Below are 13,485 nucleotides of genomic sequence, written 5' to 3' on the forward strand. Positions count from 1 at the left end.
CGCTCAACTCCCCGTACGTCGTACGAGACAGCCCAGCGTGCGCAGCAGGATGGCTAGGTCCTGCCAGAAGGACCAGCTGTCGATGTAGGCGTTGTCGAAGCGGCACCGGTCCTCGATGGAGGTGTCCCCGCGCAGCCCGTGGATCTGGGCCAGGCCGGTGATCCCGGTCGGCATCCGGTGCCGTTGTGCGTAGTTGGGGTAGGTCTGGCTGAACTGGGCCACGAAGAAGGGGCGTTCGGGACGCGGGCCCACCAGGCTTATGTCACCGCACAGCACGTTCCACAGCTGCGGCAGCTCGTCCAGCGACGTGCTGCGCAGGAAGCGGCAGAACGGGCCCATCCGCTGCTCGTCGGCGACGCTCCAACGCGTCGCCGCCTCCTGCGGGTTGGCGGGCCGGTGGGTGCGGAACTTCAGCAGGGTGAACAGCCGCCCGTCCTTGCCGACCCGTTCCTGACGGAAGATCACGCCGGGTCCCTCGACCACGCGGAGCACCAGGGCGCAGCCCAGCAGGACCGGCGCGGCGACGAGCAGCAGGACGGCCGACACCGCGATGTCCAGCGTCCGCTTGTCCGCGCTCGTCCCGCGGTCACCGGCGGACAGCGGACGGCAGGCGAAGCCCGCGACGTGGTACCGCCGCCCCCGGTCGGGCAGCGGGGCGGCCGGTCCTGGGCAGCAGGCGTCGAGCTCCCAGAGGTCGCAGCCCAGGTCGTCGAGGACCCGCCGCCCGGCCGGGGACTCGACGCCGTGCCCGGCGAGGATGAGGACGCTGCGGACGTCGTTCTGGATCACGGCCCGGTGCAGTTCGTCCTCGGTCGAGAGCACCGGCAGCTCGGGAGGGGCCTCCGGCGCCGGATCACCCGTCCTGTCCTGCGCCTCCTCGGGCGAGGCGCTCACCACGCCGACGGGCCGCATGCCGCAGCCGGGCCGCCGCAGCAGCGCCGCGGCGACGCTCCGCGCCTGACCTGCCGGGCCGAGCACCAGGACCGGGCTCGGCCTGCGCCGGACGCCCGAGCGCTGGTACCAGTGCACGAGGGCGCGTCCGCACACGCACAGCAGGGTCTGCACCGCGACGACCGTGACCAGCGTGGTCGGGCTCAGCCACACGCGGGGCGGCAGGACCGTGCCGAGGACGGCCAGGACGCACCAGCTCAGCGCGATCCGACCGGCGAGCGCGGGCGCCTCGTCGAGGGTGGCGGGCAGCACGGCGCACTGGTACAGCCGACCCCGTACGTTCAGGGACAGCACCCCGGCGAGGAGCAGGCACGCGAGCACGCCGTACTGCCGGGGTTCGTCGAGGCACAGGACACCGGCGAGCGCGGCCACCGCGTCGACCGTGGCCAGGGCCGCCGTCGAACGGCGGGCGCGCGCGGGCCGCCGCGCCCGTGTCCCGGCGCGGCCGCCCGTCGCCGCCCGCGGGGCGACGACGAAGGGCCCGGACGCGGCCTGCTCGTCCAGCCGCTGGTGCCCTGACGAGGAGGCAACGGTTCGTTCGGCACTCACGTTGTGGTGCACTCCCTGTCCTTGATGGGCGCCGTGCCCAGAACCTCGCGGTACACCGCCGTGACGGCCTCGGCGGACCGCTCCGCATCGTGCCGAGTCAGGACGTGGCGACGGCCCCTGGCGCCCAGCTGCTCCCGCAGTTCGCCGTCCCGCAGCAGCGCGACCAACGACCGGGCCAGCGCGCCGGAGTCCTCCGGCGGGACGAGGCACCGCCCGCGGTCGACCAGCGGAAGGCTCTCCCGCGCTCCGTTCACATCGGTGACCACGACCGGCCTCGCGCAGGCCATCGCCTCCAGCGGGGCCAGGGCCATGCCCTCCCACCGGGACGGCAGGACGACCACGTCGGCCGCCTGGTACCAGGGGCCCGCGTCGGCGACCGCCCCGGCGAACGTCACGGTGCGCCCCGCCCTGGCGCGCAGCGGCGCCGACTCGGGACCCTCTCCCACCAGCACCAGCTGGGTCCCCGGCACCTCGCAGGACACCTGGGGCCAGGCCCCGAGCAGGACGTCCTGGCCCTTCTGACGACAGAGCCTGCCCACGCACACCACCAGCGGAGCGCCCTCCCGCGCCGGATGGCCGGGTGGCAGCAGGCGTTCGCGGGCCGCGGCCCGGTCGCCCGGCGAGAAGCGTTCCGGGTCGACTCCGTTGGGGATCACCGAGTAGTCACCGGTGATCCCCGCCCGGCGGCCGGTCACCCACTCGGCCTCGCTGACGCACACGATGCGGGCCGCCCAGCGGGCCGCGGCGCGTTCCCAGCGCCGGGCGAGCAGACCGGTGACCCCGTCGGCGGCCTCGAACGACCAGGCGTGCGGCTGGAAGACGGTGGGCACCTTGCCGCGCAGGGCGAGCCGCGCGGCGAGACCGGCCTTGGCGCTGTGCGCGTGGACCAGGTCGGGCGCCACGGCGTCGACGACGCGGCGCACGCCCCGTACTTCGGACGCGAGCGTACGACCGGGTGACCTGGACGCCGCCCAGGGGTGCACCCGCACGGTGCCGGGCAGCGCGCCGAGGGACCGGGACAGCGGGCTGTCCGCCGGACAGGCCACGTGCACCTGCGCCCCGGCCGCGGCCTGCGCGGCGGCGAGATCGACGACGACGCGTGCCACCCCGCCGTCCACCGGCTGACAGATATGCAGGACCCGCACGGGAGGGGAGGCTTGAGGTGGATACATTTGCGACTCCCTTGAGTCGATGCGGAGCGACGCGGGCTAGCGCCCGGCGTCGACGGCGGCGAAGACCACGCCGATCCAGGCCGGGTCCTGCGAGGCGAGGTGCACGGTCAGATCGCCGCGCCGCGTGCCGGAACCGCTGGTGAAGGGCAGGACGTCCGAGTCGTAGCCCAGGGTGTTGGCGTACGCCGGTTCCCTGCGGGTGGGGCTGTCGGGACCGCTGATCGTCGAGTTCAGTACGTCGCCCTCGGGGTTGGCGGTGTTCGACAGCGGCGCGGGCCTGCCCCGTCCGTCGGACACGCTCACCGTGTCGCGGCCGCTGCCGCGGTCGCCGTCGTAGGCCACCACACCGGCCTGGCCCTTCGCGCCCGGGGCGAGCGGCACGTCGCGCAGCCGCACCGCGTGGCGGGGGCCGTCGGCGCCGATCCGGTCGAAGCCGTCCCACACGGCGATGGCGCGGCGCGGCTCGGCCGCGTTCTCGTAGGCGACGACCAGCGTCCAGCCGCCCCACGCACCGGCCTTGGAGTGCCCCATCGCGACATTGACCTGGGCGACGGTGTACGAGCCGGCCCCGGCGCCCCGTACGAGCCCGGTGACATCGGCCGACGCCTGGAAGGCATCCGCGTCGCCGGTGACGCGATGGCCCACCAGGGAGTCGGCGCGGACGGCCTTGTAGTTGCCGCCCGGCTCGGCGATCAGTACGCGTCCGTTGTCCTTGGCCGGTTTCTGCTCGCCGACCCTGAGGTTGCCTCCCCAGTACAGGCGGGCGTAGGAGACGCGGGAGTGCGGGGGCAGGCGTACTTCGCCGGTGGACGAGTTGTAGGTGTTCGGGTCCTTGTCGACGTCGATGTAGAACATGTCGAAGTCGCTGTTCGTCCCCGGCTTGCCGCCGCGCACATCGGCGCAGGACGCGGTGGTGCGCACCACGGGACGGCGGCAGGTGATGGCCGAGTTGGCGGCCCGGACGACGCCGCCGTGCTGCAGCGCGTGGAAGCGCTGGGTGAATTCGAGGCGGCTTCGCTCGTTGCCGGGCGGGCCGGGCGGGGCCGCTGCCCCGGTGCCGTGCGTGGTGAGGCACGCGGTGAGTACGAGCAGTGGGACGAACACACGGCGCAGGCCCAGAGAACGGCGCATGACGGCATTGGCCTTCCGGGGTGTGACGACCTGGGAACCACAGCGGAGATGAGAACTTCGCATGTAATGCGCTCTTCTGTGGGCTTATGGGTGGAATGCCCCCGATGGGGAAGCGCAACTGTAGCGGCTCGAAGGAGTCACATCCGTCAACTCCGTGACGTATGTCGGAACAGTGAAGGGTGTGAGGAGGCGGCGAGGCCGCGACGACCCGCCCGCATCCAGCCGCGGCCGCGCCACGACTCTGCTCAACGCCCTCGCGCAGGTTTCGTCAGCACGGGGGACACGCGCCACGGATCACCCGTCTGGGCGCACAACTTGGCACCCGGATCGGCCGTTCACACACAGGACGGGCAACCGCCCATCCCTCGCAATACCCAGCAAGGAGCAGTACCCCATGTCGCGTACGACCAAGGCTCTCGCCCTCTCCGCCGTTGCCGCCGCCGCCATGGCGGGAACCGCCGGCGTCGCCGCCGCCGACTCCGGCGCGCAGGGCGCGTCCACCGAGTCCCCGGGCGTCATCTCGGGCAACACCGCCCAGGTGCCGGTCCACGTTCCCGTCAACGTGTGCGGCAACAGCGTCAACGTCATCGGCCTGCTGAACCCGGCGTTCGGCAACCAGTGCGCCAACGACTAAGTGCGTCGTCCGCACCCGCGACGGCCGTCCCTGCTTCCGCAGGGGCGGCCGTCGTGCGTGGGGGCCGGGGCGCGCCCGGTCGGGCGAGCGGGGTGTGCCCCGAATGGCGGGCGCGGCGCGGGCCGCTGACCGTCCACCACATCAGCGCCTCACCTGCATGTATGCCGCACCGGTCGGGTGAACGACGAGATGTGCGGCAGGCGCTCGGTTGCGGCGGGCCTGGGGCGATTCCACGGTGATCACAAGATCCGACGCATCACCGAAAGGGAAACACCTATGCGCGCTCTGCCCGTACGGCGTATCGCCACCACCACCCTGTGCGCGACGCTGCTCCTCGGTACGGCGGGACCCGCCGTCGCCGCCGCAGGCGACGTCACCCACGACGAAACCCGGTCCGCTCCCCGCGCGCCCGTCCCCGCCCCGGACGCACTGCTGGCCCAGGTCAAGCAGCTCGCAGACGTCGGTGGGGTCCTCACCCCGGTCACCGGACTGCTCGACGCCGTCCTCAAGGCCGACGGCAACAAGCTCTCCCCCGAAGACGCCAAGAAGCACGCCGACGCCGTGAAGGCGGCGATCGACGCGGCGGCCAAGGCGGCCCCCGAAGCCCCGGCCGCCAAGCTGCCCGCCACGCCGGAGGCCCCCAAGCTGCCCGCCGCCCCGGCGGTTCCCAAGCTCCCGCTCGGCGGTGCCGAGCGCGCCGCCGAGGTTCCGCTCGACGTCAAGGCGGACGCGCTCGCCGCACTGCAGTCGGCGGTGGACGCCCTCGTCAAGGCCGCCACCGCGGGCGACGCCAAGACGGTGCTCACACAGGCTCCGGTGGTTCTCACCGCCCTGGTCAACGTGGCCGTCGCCACGCTGCTGAGCGGCGGGCTGCCCGCGCCGAGCCTGCCGGGCCTCCCGCCGCTGCCGAAGCTGCCCACCGGGGCACTTCCGGAGGCGCCGAAGCTGCCCACCGGGGCGCTTCCGGAGACGCCGAAGCTCCCCACCGGGGCCCTGCCCCAGGCGCCGTCCCTGCCCGTCGCCCCCTGACGCGAGGTGGCCGCGGCTTGTCCCCGGCCACCGGCACGCGAGAGCCCGCCATGCCGATCTCCCCGGCATGGCGGGCTCTCGCGTGCCGGTGTGGCGACGGGGGTGACGGCGTCAACAAGGACCACATATAGGCCAGTTGATATGAGAATGGGACGCGCTCGACATTCGGTCCTGTTGCCGGAATTCCTGCCGTCGGGAGTTTCCTTATCGGCCCGCGCTCGTTGGTCCCCGTGAACAGAGACGACAGGTAATCAACGCCTGAACGGTACCCCCATAGGCGGCAATAGCCGCCAAGGAAAGGAACATGATGAAGTCCCTGAAGGCTGCTGCTGTCCTCGCAGGATCGATCGCTCTCGCCGCCTCCGCCGCGCCCGCTTTCGCCAGCGACCTGACGCCGACCAGCCTGAACGGCGGCCTGGAGACCATCGCCAGCCAGGATCTGCTCGGCACCCAGCCGCTCAGCAGCAACATGCTTGACACCGAGAACGACGACTCCGTCGTCAACACGGTCAAGGATGCCGCGGACGGTCTGAACGCCGCCGGTGGGCCCACTCAGGTTCTCGGTGGACTTCCCCTCGCCAAGTAATCCCCCTCGATTCCCTCTCCCGTAAGGCGAATTGGGTCGAACGGTGGAGAGGGCTTATCGGCGTGTTGTTGCGAGGCAACTCGCAGGCGAATCCATAGGGTGAAACAAACCCCCAAGGGAAGGTTTAGACAATGAAGAACGTCAAGAAGGCCGCACTCGTTCTCGCCGCTGCCGGTCTCGCCGCGGGCGCCGCTTCCGGCAGCGCCTTCGCCAACGACGGTGACGGCGCCAGCGCCCAGGGCGCAGCCGTGAAGTCCCCCGGTGTCGCCTCCGGCAACGTCGGCCAGGTTCCCGTCCACGTTCCGGTGAACGTCGCGGGCAACACCGGCACGCTCATCGGTGGTCTGAACCCGGCGTTCGGCAACGAGGCCGTCAACGACTGAACGACACCCCCTCGGGGACGCCCCGGTCACGCACCGGAGGCGCAAGGGCCGACCCACCTCTTCCACAGGGTCGGCCCTTCGGTTTGTCCCCCCATCGTGTGATGGAGACCCGGGGCTCGGCCACACGGGTGAACAACGGCCAGGGGTGGTGTCCGCGCCTCTATACGGTTCCCCCATGACCTCAACAACCAGCGAACAGCGTCCCCTCCACGCGGCAGACCTGGGCACCCTCGCGGTCATCGCCTGGAGCGGCGAACACCCCGAGGACCAGAAGGACATGCCCTTCCTGCTCGCCTACTCGCTCGGGGACACCGAGGGCGGTCCGGAGTCCACCGCCGAGGCGCTGACCACGCTGCTCGCCAACGCGGGCCTGCCCATCGGCGGCCCGGTCGTCGACGGATCGCGTGCTCCGTCGATGCCGGTCAGCCTCCTCGTCGAGGCCGACCAGGCCGTCGTCACCATGCCCCACGTCAACGCGCAGTGCGCGGTGCCGCCGGAGTGGCTCGCCGCCGTCAAGCAGCGCGGCCACGCCTACTTCATGGTCACCACCCGGGCCTGGCCCGAGGGCAAGCCGGGGCAGCAGGTCGGCGAGGAACAGCTCGGCGAGTTCGCCGGTGACGAGGAGACCCTGCTCAACGCCGCACACTGTCTGCTGCCGGCTCGCAGCCTGCGTGCCTGATGCGCACCACCTCCGCGCCCGGCCGGGTTCCGCCGCAGGCCGTCGGTGCATCCGACCCGGTCGCCCCCGGCGAGGCCGCTGCCCCCGTGCCGGGCTCGGGGTGGGCCCCGGAGAACGGGGCGAGCCGCGCGTTCGGACTGCTCCTGGTGGTGACCGGTGCGCTCGGTCTGCTGGCGGCGTGGGTCATCACTCTCGACAAGTTCACGCTCCTGGCGGACCCGGACTTCGTGCCCGGCTGCAGCCTCAATCCCGTGGTGGCCTGCGGCAACATCATGAAGAGTGAGCAGGCGGCGGCCTTCGGGTTCCCCAACCCCCTGCTCGGCCTGGTCACTTACCCCGTCGTGAGCTGTGTGGGCCTCGGCCTGCTCGCCGGAGCGCGCTTCCCGCGCTGGTACTGGCTCACCTTCAACGCGGGCACGCTCTTCGGCGTCGGATTCTGCACGTGGCTGCAGTTCCAGTCCCTGTACCGCATCAGTTCCCTGTGCCTCTGGTGCTGCCTGGCATGGGCCGCCACCCTCCTCATGTTCTGGTACGTGACGTCGTACAACGTCAGCCGGGGATTCCTCCCCGTACCCGCGGGAATCCGCGTCGTCCTCACCGATTTCCCGTGGGCGGCGCCCGTCCTCCACATGGGGATCATCGGCATGCTGATCCTTACTCGCTGGTGGGATTTCTGGACCAGCTGAGGCGCCGGGACCCGCGCTTCAACAGCTTTTCAGTACAGGGAAATTGATGCAGTCGGGCGAATTCCGCACTACTGGCACAGCCGGGTCGTTGAGTGGGTTACGGATCGTGTGATCGGCACAGCGAAAGGACGAATCGAGCAATGAAGAAGTCAACCAGAGGAGCCCTCGCCGTAGCCCTTGCCTGCGCGGCCGCCGCGGGCGCGGGTGCGGGCACGGCGGCCCAGGCGGCGGAACAGCCCTCGGTGACCGTCCCGTTGAACGGGCTCGAGTACGCCCTGGACATGGAGGCCCCCGAACTCACGACGGGCGTCCCGGTGCCGCTGCCCGGCGAGGGCCTCGACGGACCGCGCTACGCACAGGACAGCCTGCTGCCCGAGCGCGCGGTCCCGCGCTTCCCGGTCAGCGGCGTCCTTCCCGACACGCAGCTGTCGGCACCGCTCTCGGAGGTGCTGGGCGAGGACACCGTGGAATCCCTCGGCGCCGAGGCCCAGGGGTCGTCCATCGAGGCGGTCACGCCGACGCCCAACCTGGACCTTCCCTTGACGGCCCCGCAGCCCGATCTGTGGGGCCTGCCCGCGCCGAAGCTGCCCAGCGCGGGACTTGAGGCACCGGAACTGCGCGCGCAGCCCGCGGCCAACCTCGGGCTCGCCTGACGATGGCCCCCCAGTCGAGGTGCGAGGGCCAGGCCGCGGGCCGGGCCCTCGCGGTGCTGCCCGTGGCCGCCCCGGCCGTGCCGGAGGTCCTGGAGGCCCCGGCCGCGCCGGAGGTCCCGAGCGTCCCCAAGCCGCCGCGAAAGTCCCTCATCGACCGTCTCACCCGCCGCCACCTGCTGGGCGTGGCCCTCTCATCGCTGCTCGGCGCCGCGGGCATCTTCCGTACGGCACAGACGCAGCCCGCGCCCGATCCGGCGGGTCCCTCGCGCGATCCGCTGTTCGACGAGATGTACCGGGGGCGCCGCATCGTGGGGCAGCCGCAGGCCGGTCAAGGCTCCGACACAGCAGGCGACTTGAGCGTCACGGTCGACGGGCGGCCGCTGGGCCTCATGCGCCGCGCGGACGGCAGTTACCTCAGCATGGTGGACCACTACGAGTCGTACGCGACACCGCTGAGTGCCACCAGGGCAGCGGTCGACGAGCTCGGCAGCCACCAGAAATTGAGCGGTCGTCACCACTGAGTGCGGCCGCCGCCCGTGGAACGGATGGACATGGCTCATACGCGCAAGAACCAGAGCGGCCTCAGCCGCGCGGAGCGCCGCAGGTTCGTCGACGCGGTGCTCAAGCTCAAGCGCTCGGGCCGGTACGACGAATTCGTGCGCACCCACATCGACTACTACGTGTCGGACGGGGAGCGCACCCTGCGGGTGGCCCACATGACACCGTCCTTCTTCCCCTGGCACCGCCGCTTCCTGCTGGAGTTCGAGCGCGCGTTACAGCGCGTCGACGCGGGCGTCACGGTGCCCTACTGGGACTGGACGAAGGACCGTACGCCCGCCGTGTCACTGTGGGGCGCCGACCTGATGGGCGGCAACGGACGGCCGTCCGACGGGCAGGTCACGACCGGGCCCTTCGCCTACGGGAGCGGTCACTGGACCGTCAAGGAAGGCGTCACGGACGGCGAGTACCTCACCCGCAACCTGGGCAGGGCCCAGGACCCCATGGACCTGCCCACCGCGCGCGACGTGGCCTGGGCCATGGAGGACTCCGCCTACGACGCCGAGCCGTGGGACTCCACGTCGGAGGGAGGGTTCCGCAACAGGCTCGAGGGCTGGACGTCCGCGAGCGGCACGGAGCGGTGGCGGAACCACAACCGCGTACACCGCTGGGTGGGCGGACACATGCTGGGCGGGGCCTCGGTGAACGACCCGGTCTTCTGGCTGCACCACGCTTTCGTGGATCTCCTGTGGGACCGCTGGCAGCGCCGCCATCCGGACTCCGCTCCCTATCTGCCCGAGCGGCCGCCCCGGCTGGGGGAGGCCCAGTACCGGCGCATCGTCGCGCGGCACGAGCCGATGCCGCCCTGGGACGTCAGGCCGGACGATCTCCTGGAGCACAAAAAGCTCTATCGCTACGGGAGTTGAGCCGACCCACCTCGACAGCCGCCCATGCCAAACGCCCGGCCGGGAGTCCCGGCCGAGCGCCTCGTCTAGCAGCCCTGGAGGGGTCAGCCGCCGTAGCCGGCGTCGCCGCCCGTGTTGGCGCACTGGTTGCCGAAGGCCGGGTTGAGAGCGCCGATGCCGTTCACGGTGTTACCGCAGACGTTGACCGGGATGTTGACCGGGACCTGGAGCAGGTTGCCCGAGATCACACCGGGGGAGCCGGCGGCTTCACCGTGCGCGCCGGCGTCCGCCATGGCCAGACCAGCGCCGCCGAGCACGACGGCTCCCGTGCCGAGGGTGACGGCGGCTGCCTTTGCGATGCGAGACATCACGTTCTCCTTTGACTCGAAAGTGCGGCTGCATAGGTGCAGTCGCACTTCGTGTAACGCTGATCGTCATCCCGAGGTCACGGTGTGATTTTCCCACCGAGGAAGTCCACTTCGCGCTTCATGCCGCACCGGGAAGGAAAGCGGAATTGTCTCCCGAATAACCGTGCACATATGCGCCCCTTGAATGAGAACATTGCGGGAGCCGTGTCTTTCCCCGGACTCAGCCGTTTCTGAAAACGTGACTTCTCCCCGACGACTCATCGCTGCTGTCTCGCTGGCGGCCGGAGCAGCCGCTCTGCTCGCGCCGACAGCCCACGCCACCGACCGCGCCGACGCGACGGGTGCTCCGTCCGTACTCAGCGCCATCGACAAACTCGGCACCACCGCCATCCCGGAAGAGCACCGGGCCCAGCTGCCCACCGTGGAGAGCCAGCTGAGCGGCCTCCAGCGGCTGAACGACCTGCACCAGCTCACGGACCTGGTGGCGCCCGTCACCAACGCCGTGCCCGCTGTTCAGTAATCCGCCTGACACACGAGATGGCCGCCACGACAGTCGTGGCGGCCATCTCGCGTGTCAGGTCAGGTCAGAGCAGGATGCCCAGACCGACACCCAGACCCACTCCCACGCCCGGGTAGTAGTGGTGGTGGTAGTGGTGCCAGTCGTCGTCCCAGTCGTGGCTCGGGGCGCTCTGGGTGGTCGCGGGCGCGACCGCGGGGGCGGTCGCCGAGGCGATCCCGACCGTGGGAACCGTCAGGGCCGCGGTGAGGGCGACGAACGTCAGGGCGCGTGCTGTGCGCTTCATCCGGGAATCCTTCGATGGGGACGTACACACGCCAACAAGGGCGTGCAGGGACATCGCCCACGCTGCCCGACACCGGGCGCCGCAGCGCGTCGAGTACGGCCAGCCGGGTGAACCCGTCGGGCGTCCCGGTGCGGGCCTAGGAGGCACCTCCGCAGGCCGCCCGCTCCGCCCGCACCGGATCGTCGGGGAAGCGGAAGGACGTGCGCTGCGCCGCGCCCGTCAGGTTCCGCCAGAACCGTGCCGCTGTCAGCGGCTCGCGGGTGGCCGCCCGCAGTTCCGCGAAGGGACCGCAGCGCAGCGCGCGCCGGGCCGCCTCGACCCGCGCCGGATCGAGCCCGGCGGGCAGTGCCCCCGCGCTGCCCCGGTCGGCGACGATCCACTCGTCGGGCAGCCGTTTGTCGTGCCCCACACGGCCGTTGATGCCTTCGGAGTGGGCGGCCAGCGGGTAGGCGAGGCCGATCGGGTCGAGGGCGGCGCCCGTCAGCGGTACGACGGTGCCGCTGAAGCCGAGCGTGTTGTAGACCCCCGTCACCCCCGGCGCACCGGCCTCGGCGGGTGTCCTGCCGAGCAGCAGCACGGGCGCCCCGCCGCCCGCCGCGTCGTGGACGAGGCGGGCGTACGCCCTGTTGCCGGGGAAGCCCGCGAAGCCGTGGTGCAGGGGGTGGGGCGCCGCGTTCTGCTGTACGTAGACGCCTCGTTCGTCGGCGACGCCCGAGGGTCCGATCCGCCCCTCGTAGGGGATGCGCAGGACGCTGGCGCACGCGAGTGCCCAGATGCCGACGCCGAGAGCGGCGATGGTCCACGCGCGCGTGAGGGGCACCAGGAAGACGGGGAGCAGCAGCAGGAAAAGACCCGGCAGGAACATCCGCGCGTGCATGAAGTCGCCGCCGACCTTGATGACGTACACCCAGCACAGCAGGCCCGCGACGACAGGGGCGAGCGCGGGGACCAGGGGTACTGAGTGCCGTACGCGCCCCGAGGGCAGTGCGACGGCGGCGAGGAACAGCAGCGGCACCCAGAGGAGATAGGGCCCCGCGAAGTCCGCGAGGTAGCCGAGTCCCCGCGTCCACAGGCTGCGCGACGCCTCCTTGGTGATGCCGGGCAGCGGCATCAGGTGTCCGTAGTAGCCCATGCGGAAGATCTCGTACGCGACGGGCAGCGCGCCCGCGGCCGCCGCTCCCGCGAGCGCGCGGCGCCAGGAGGGGCGCGCCACGAGCCACTGCGCGGCCAGGAAGACGAGCGAGACCAGCGCCAGGTCGGGGCGGACCAGCGGGCCGAGGCCCAGGACGACGCAGGTCGTCCAGGCCCGTGGCCGGGCGACGAGCGCGAGCCAGGCGCCCGCGAGCCAGCAGGTGGCGAGCCCGGTCTCCAGGCCCGAGGTGGCGAAGTCCCAGACGGGCGGCAGCGCGAGGAGCACGAGCGCGCCGCAGGGGAGCAGCGCGCCGCCCTGCCGGTCCCCGTCGCGCAGCCGCAGTGCGCCGAGGCCCGCCAGCGCGAACCCGGCGGCGGTGAGCAGCAGTCCGCCGTACATCGCGGCGGTGGCGATGTCGGCGCCGGTCGCGCCCGCGGCCACGAGCAGCCACTGCCAGAGGGTTCCGGTGGACGACTCGGCGCGTTCGCCCGCGTTGAAGACGGGTCCGTTGCCCGCGAGGATCTGCCGGACCGTGCGTACGTAGATGTGTCCGTCGTCCGACATCCAGCGCCGCTGGAACCCGGCGACGAGGATCACCAGGGCGGGCACCAGCGCGAGGGGGAGGCGCCAGCGGTCCCACCGGCCGCCGCGCGCGGTCGACAGGAGCCCGACGACGGCTTCGGGGGGACGGCCTCGGGCCGGGGAGTGCGTAGACGTCATGATCGCTACATCGGCCCGGCCCGGGAGCCGCTTGAACGGGAGGGGTGCGGTGTGCTTACGCCTTCGGGATGTCGAAGTAGCGGGTGAGTCCGGCGGCGAGCGCGACGTCGCCTGCGATCTTCACCTTGCGCGTCATGAACATCGCGACCGGACTCGCGTTTCCCGAGACCAGTTTGAGGAACTCGGCGTCGGCCAGGATCAGGGTGACGCGCGGGTCGGCATCGGAGCGGCCCTCGCGGACGGTGCAGGTGCCGTCGGCGATGTCCGTCTCGTACACCGCCTCTTCGTTGTCCCCGCTGCCGGTGATCTTCCAGCGGATGAGTGCCTTGAGGGGGCCCGCCGTGTCCGGCCTGAACTGCCGCTCCATGCGCGTGAACACCTCGGCGAGCACGCGGCCGCGCAGCTCGGTGTCCTGGGCGAGTTCGGCGATCTCCTTGCCGGAGAGGCCCTTCACGATCTGCGCGAACTCCTCGGGGGTGACGCTCGCGAAGTCGAGCCCGGCAAGGCCCCGCACGCCGCCGAGATCCTCGATGCCGTCGGTCCCGTCCGCCATGGCAATCTCCTGACTCTGAAGTAAACTTACTAAATAGTAAGGTAGAACGGACC

17 protein-coding genes are annotated in these 13,485 nt (G+C 71.6%); 10 read left to right on the forward strand and 7 right to left on the reverse strand.

Annotation, left to right across the window (positions count from 1 at the left end; all coding sequences use genetic code 11):
• Positions 1 to 3: 3 nt before the first annotated feature.
• Genes CP970_RS28165 through CP970_RS28175 form a run of 3 tightly spaced genes read right to left on the reverse strand, consistent with a single transcriptional unit; the run spans position 4 to position 3,803 of the window.
• Positions 4 to 1,500, reverse strand: a complete 1,497-nt coding sequence (locus CP970_RS28165) for an exopolysaccharide biosynthesis polyprenyl glycosylphosphotransferase (protein WP_055543791.1) — start codon at positions 1,498 to 1,500, stop codon at positions 4 to 6.
• Complete coding sequence (locus CP970_RS28170) at positions 1,497 to 2,672, reverse strand: glycosyltransferase family 4 protein (protein ID WP_055543761.1); 1,176 nt, start codon at positions 2,670 to 2,672, stop codon at positions 1,497 to 1,499. Before CP970_RS28170 ends, CP970_RS28165 begins: the two co-directional genes overlap by 4 nt.
• A 36-nt stretch (positions 2,673 to 2,708) precedes the next feature.
• Complete coding sequence (locus tag CP970_RS28175) at positions 2,709 to 3,803, reverse strand: DUF3344 domain-containing protein (protein ID WP_055543760.1); 1,095 nt, start codon at positions 3,801 to 3,803, stop codon at positions 2,709 to 2,711.
• A gap of 394 nt (positions 3,804 to 4,197) precedes the next feature.
• Between CP970_RS28175 and CP970_RS28180 the strand changes: the two genes are divergently transcribed.
• From CP970_RS28180 to CP970_RS28220, 9 genes are all read left to right on the forward strand, one after another.
• Entirely contained in the window at positions 4,198 to 4,437 is a 240-nt protein-coding gene (locus tag CP970_RS28180) for a chaplin (RefSeq protein WP_055543759.1), read from the forward strand.
• 276 nt (positions 4,438 to 4,713) lie between these two features.
• On the forward strand, positions 4,714 to 5,466 hold the full coding sequence (locus tag CP970_RS28185; RefSeq protein WP_055543758.1) for a hypothetical protein: 753 nt from the start codon (positions 4,714 to 4,716) through the stop codon (positions 5,464 to 5,466).
• Between the two features lie 307 nt (positions 5,467 to 5,773).
• Complete coding sequence (locus CP970_RS28190) at positions 5,774 to 6,052, forward strand: hypothetical protein (RefSeq protein WP_055543790.1); 279 nt, start codon at positions 5,774 to 5,776, stop codon at positions 6,050 to 6,052.
• Between the two features lie 131 nt (positions 6,053 to 6,183).
• Positions 6,184 to 6,435, forward strand: coding sequence for a chaplin (locus tag CP970_RS28195; RefSeq protein ID WP_055543757.1), 252 nt, complete (start codon positions 6,184 to 6,186; stop codon positions 6,433 to 6,435).
• A gap of 175 nt (positions 6,436 to 6,610) precedes the next feature.
• Positions 6,611 to 7,114 carry a DUF5949 family protein gene (locus CP970_RS28200; RefSeq protein WP_055543756.1) on the forward strand — a complete coding sequence of 168 codons (504 nt, stop codon included), beginning with the start codon at positions 6,611 to 6,613 and terminating at the stop codon, positions 7,112 to 7,114.
• The gene (locus CP970_RS28205) at positions 7,114 to 7,800 is read left to right on the forward strand and encodes a vitamin K epoxide reductase family protein (RefSeq protein ID WP_079043130.1); all 687 of its coding nucleotides are present in this window, start codon (positions 7,114 to 7,116) and stop codon (positions 7,798 to 7,800) included. Before CP970_RS28200 ends, CP970_RS28205 begins: the two co-directional genes overlap by 1 nt.
• 140 nt (positions 7,801 to 7,940) lie before the next feature.
• Entirely contained in the window at positions 7,941 to 8,453 is a 513-nt protein-coding gene (locus CP970_RS28210; RefSeq protein WP_055543755.1) for a hypothetical protein, read from the forward strand.
• Positions 8,454 to 8,455: 2 nt separating this feature from the next.
• Positions 8,456 to 8,974 carry a tyrosinase family oxidase copper chaperone gene (locus CP970_RS45100; protein WP_079043129.1) on the forward strand — a complete coding sequence of 173 codons (519 nt, stop codon included), beginning with the start codon at positions 8,456 to 8,458 and terminating at the stop codon, positions 8,972 to 8,974.
• Between the two features lie 30 nt (positions 8,975 to 9,004).
• The gene (locus CP970_RS28220; RefSeq protein WP_055543787.1) at positions 9,005 to 9,877 is read left to right on the forward strand and encodes a tyrosinase family protein; all 873 of its coding nucleotides are present in this window, start codon (positions 9,005 to 9,007) and stop codon (positions 9,875 to 9,877) included.
• Between the two features lie 83 nt (positions 9,878 to 9,960).
• On the opposite strand, the gene CP970_RS28225 is transcribed toward CP970_RS28220, so the two are convergent.
• A complete protein-coding gene (locus CP970_RS28225) occupies positions 9,961 to 10,224 on the reverse strand; it encodes a chaplin (protein WP_055543754.1) in 264 nt (87 codons plus the stop codon).
• Between the two features lie 238 nt (positions 10,225 to 10,462).
• Here CP970_RS28225 and CP970_RS28230 point away from each other — a divergent pair, with 238 nt between their 5' ends.
• Positions 10,463 to 10,744 (forward strand): hypothetical protein, encoded by a 282-nt coding sequence (locus CP970_RS28230; RefSeq protein WP_055543753.1) that lies wholly within the window; start codon positions 10,463 to 10,465, stop codon positions 10,742 to 10,744.
• Between the two features lie 64 nt (positions 10,745 to 10,808).
• Here CP970_RS28230 and CP970_RS28235 read toward each other — a convergent pair whose 3' ends face one another.
• From CP970_RS28235 to CP970_RS28245, 3 genes are all read right to left on the reverse strand, one after another.
• Positions 10,809 to 11,027, reverse strand: a complete 219-nt coding sequence (locus CP970_RS28235; protein ID WP_055543752.1) for a hypothetical protein — start codon at positions 11,025 to 11,027, stop codon at positions 10,809 to 10,811.
• A gap of 136 nt (positions 11,028 to 11,163) precedes the next feature.
• On the reverse strand, positions 11,164 to 12,879 hold the full coding sequence (locus tag CP970_RS28240) for a hypothetical protein (RefSeq protein WP_055543751.1): 1,716 nt from the start codon (positions 12,877 to 12,879) through the stop codon (positions 11,164 to 11,166).
• 55 nt (positions 12,880 to 12,934) lie between these two features.
• Positions 12,935 to 13,432: an SCP2 sterol-binding domain-containing protein gene (locus tag CP970_RS28245; RefSeq protein WP_055543750.1), complete on the reverse strand. Its 498-nt coding sequence runs from the start codon at positions 13,430 to 13,432 to the stop codon at positions 12,935 to 12,937.
• Between the last annotated feature and the right edge of the window lie 53 nt (positions 13,433 to 13,485).

The organism is Streptomyces kanamyceticus (genome assembly GCF_008704495.1).
GTDB classification, from domain to species: Bacteria; Actinomycetota; Actinomycetes; order Streptomycetales; family Streptomycetaceae; genus Streptomyces; species Streptomyces kanamyceticus.

What these genes read in the sequence shown, in the direction of transcription:
- CP970_RS28225 (WP_055543754.1), bottom strand. Translation starts at nt 10,224, where the DNA reads ATGTCTCGCATCGCAAAGGCAGCCGCCGTCACCCTCGGCACGGGAGCC.
- CP970_RS28220 (WP_055543787.1), top strand. Translation starts at nt 9,005, where the DNA reads ATGGCTCATACGCGCAAGAACCAGAGCGGCCTCAGCCGCGCGGAGCGC.
- CP970_RS28240 (WP_055543751.1), bottom strand. Translation starts at nt 12,879, where the DNA reads ATGACGTCTACGCACTCCCCGGCCCGAGGCCGTCCCCCCGAAGCCGTC.
- CP970_RS28180 (WP_055543759.1), top strand. Translation starts at nt 4,198, where the DNA reads ATGTCGCGTACGACCAAGGCTCTCGCCCTCTCCGCCGTTGCCGCCGCC.
- CP970_RS28170 (WP_055543761.1), bottom strand. Translation starts at nt 2,672, where the DNA reads ATGTATCCACCTCAAGCCTCCCCTCCCGTGCGGGTCCTGCATATCTGT.
- CP970_RS28195 (WP_055543757.1), top strand. Translation starts at nt 6,184, where the DNA reads ATGAAGAACGTCAAGAAGGCCGCACTCGTTCTCGCCGCTGCCGGTCTC.
- CP970_RS45100 (WP_079043129.1), top strand. Translation starts at nt 8,456, where the DNA reads ATGGCCCCCCAGTCGAGGTGCGAGGGCCAGGCCGCGGGCCGGGCCCTC.
- CP970_RS28175 (WP_055543760.1), bottom strand. Translation starts at nt 3,803, where the DNA reads ATGCGCCGTTCTCTGGGCCTGCGCCGTGTGTTCGTCCCACTGCTCGTA.
- CP970_RS28235 (WP_055543752.1), bottom strand. Translation starts at nt 11,027, where the DNA reads ATGAAGCGCACAGCACGCGCCCTGACGTTCGTCGCCCTCACCGCGGCC.
- CP970_RS28200 (WP_055543756.1), top strand. Translation starts at nt 6,611, where the DNA reads ATGACCTCAACAACCAGCGAACAGCGTCCCCTCCACGCGGCAGACCTG.
- CP970_RS28185 (WP_055543758.1), top strand. Translation starts at nt 4,714, where the DNA reads ATGCGCGCTCTGCCCGTACGGCGTATCGCCACCACCACCCTGTGCGCG.
- CP970_RS28205 (WP_079043130.1), top strand. Translation starts at nt 7,114, where the DNA reads ATGCGCACCACCTCCGCGCCCGGCCGGGTTCCGCCGCAGGCCGTCGGT.
- CP970_RS28245 (WP_055543750.1), bottom strand. Translation starts at nt 13,432, where the DNA reads ATGGCGGACGGGACCGACGGCATCGAGGATCTCGGCGGCGTGCGGGGC.
- CP970_RS28190 (WP_055543790.1), top strand. Translation starts at nt 5,774, where the DNA reads ATGAAGTCCCTGAAGGCTGCTGCTGTCCTCGCAGGATCGATCGCTCTC.
- CP970_RS28210 (WP_055543755.1), top strand. Translation starts at nt 7,941, where the DNA reads ATGAAGAAGTCAACCAGAGGAGCCCTCGCCGTAGCCCTTGCCTGCGCG.